Annotated in this window: 2 protein-coding genes; both read left to right on the top strand. The window is 48.7% G+C overall.

Going from position 1 to position 2,190, the window contains the following annotated elements; translation table 11 throughout:
- Positions 1–600: aldehyde dehydrogenase family protein (locus AB4496_RS24570; protein ID WP_372132420.1), on the top strand; the 600-nt coding region annotated here is incomplete at its 5' end.
- A gap of 72 nt (positions 601–672) precedes the next feature.
- Positions 673–2,190, top strand: a 1,518-nt coding sequence (locus AB4496_RS24565; protein ID WP_372132417.1) for a choline dehydrogenase, incomplete at its 3' end; no start/stop codon positions are given.

The following is a 2,190-nucleotide window of genomic DNA, read 5'->3' as shown; positions in this document are numbered from 1 at the left end:
TATGTACACGAAAACATCTATGACGTATTTATCGACCAACTTAAAACACGCACTGAGAAGCTAATCATTGGTAACCCAATGGATATGGAGACTCAGATCGGCGCGTTGATTTCTAAAGAACACCTTTCAAAAGTCCTTGAAGCAATTGAGCTGGCTAAACAGTCGGGCGCAACCCTGCTGACTGGCGGTTATCAAGTGACGGACAACGGCTTAGCAAACGGCAACTTTGTTATTCCTACGGTATTCACCGATTGCCATGACGACATGCCTCACGTTCAGCAAGAAATTTTCGGCCCTGTTATGTCAGTGTTGAAGTTCACCGATGAAGACGATGTGATTCGTCGTGCTAACGATACCAAATACGGCCTTGCGGCTGGTGTGTTCACGCAAAACCTTTCTCGCGCTCACCGTGTTATTCATCAAATGCAGGCGGGTATTTGTTGGGTTAATACATGGGGTGACTCACCTGCAGAAATGCCTGTTGGTGGCTACAAACTTTCAGGGGTTGGCCGCGAAAACGGGCCAGAGACTCTACTCCACTATACGCAGACTAAGAGCATTCTTATTGAACTTGGCGACTACGCCAGCCCTTATGCCTAACGCGTAACACTCAATTTTATGGGTTAGCTTAACAGAGCTAGCCCTACTGACTTATCTCAGGGAAATCAAAACATGGAACAACGCTACGATTATATTATCGTCGGCGCGGGTTCGGCCGGCTGTGTGTTAGCGGATAGGCTAACGGAAAGCGGTGAACATAGCGTTTTACTATTGGAAGCGGGTGGTACGGATAAGAGTATTTTTATCCAAATGCCGACTGCGCTTTCTTACCCGATGAATACTGAAAAGTACGCTTGGCAATTTGAGACCCAACAAGAACCGGGCCTTGATGGACGTGAACTGCATTGTCCACGCGGCAAGGTGTTGGGTGGCAGCTCATCGATCAACGGCATGGTTTACGTTCGTGGCCACGCTTGTGACTTTGACCAATGGGAAGAAGAGGGCGCAGCCGGTTGGAATTACCAAGCTTGCTTGCCTTACTTCCGCCGTGCTGAATCATGGAATAAAGGTGGTGACGAATATCGTGGCGACAATGGCCCTGTCGGCACTTGTAACGGTAACGATATGGAGCTCAACCCGCTTTACCAAGCATTCATTGATGCAGGTAAAGACGCCGGTTACCCAGAAACACAAGATTACAACGGCTACCAGCAAGAAGGCTTTGGCACCATGCATATGACGGTAGACAAGGGTGTTAGAGCCTCAACCTCTAACGCTTATCTACGTCGTGCATTGAAGCGTTCAAATCTTACCTTGAAAAAAGGCATCGTGGCACGTCGTTTCTTACTTGAAGCACTCGTCGCAAAAGACCAGTCATCAGAAGGTCAATCAGGCCTGAAAGCGGTTGGTGTTGAGTTTGAAAAGTCAGGCAATACCCAAGTGGCCGTGGCGAACAAAGAAGTGATCTCTTCTGCGGGTTCTATTGGCTCGGTTCAACTGCTGCAACTTTCTGGTATCGGCCCGAAAGCGGTACTTGAGAAGGCGGGTGTTGAGCTTAAACACGAACTCAGTGGCGTCGGTGAAAACCTACAAGACCACTTGGAAGTGTACTTCCAATATCACTGTAACGAACCCATCACGCTCAACAGCAAGCTTGGTTTAGTCAGCAAAGGCATGATTGGCGCAGAGTGGATTCTGACTCGCAAAGGCCTTGGTGCCACTAACCACTTTGAATCGTGCGCGTTCATTCGTTCTCGCAAAGGATTGAAGTGGCCAAACATTCAATATCACTTCCTGCCAGCAGCGATGCGTTACGACGGGCAAGCGGCCTTTGATGGTCACGGTTTCCAAGTACACGTTGGGCCTAACAAGCCAGAGAGTCGCGGTACGGTTGCGATCACTTCTGCTGATCCGCATGCCAAGCCAGAGATCATTTTCAACTACATCTCGACTGAACAAGATCGCCAAGATTGGCGCGATTGTATTCGTCTGACGCGTGAGATTTTGTCTCAACCTGCGATGGATGTGTACCGAGGCAAAGAGATTCAGCCGGGTCTAAATATTACTTCTGATGAAGCGATTGACGAATGGGTTAAGCAGAACGTTGAAAGTGCATATCACCCTTCATGTGGCTGCAAAATGGGTTCAGATAACGACCCAATGGCGGTGCTTGATGAAGAGTGTCGCGTT

The organism is Vibrio sp. 10N.222.46.A1, from assembly GCF_041473595.1.
Lineage (GTDB): Bacteria > Pseudomonadota > Gammaproteobacteria > Enterobacterales > Vibrionaceae > Vibrio > Vibrio tasmaniensis_A.
Note: the sequence above shows the minus strand (reverse complement) of the source record. Positions and strands in the feature narration are given on the sequence as shown.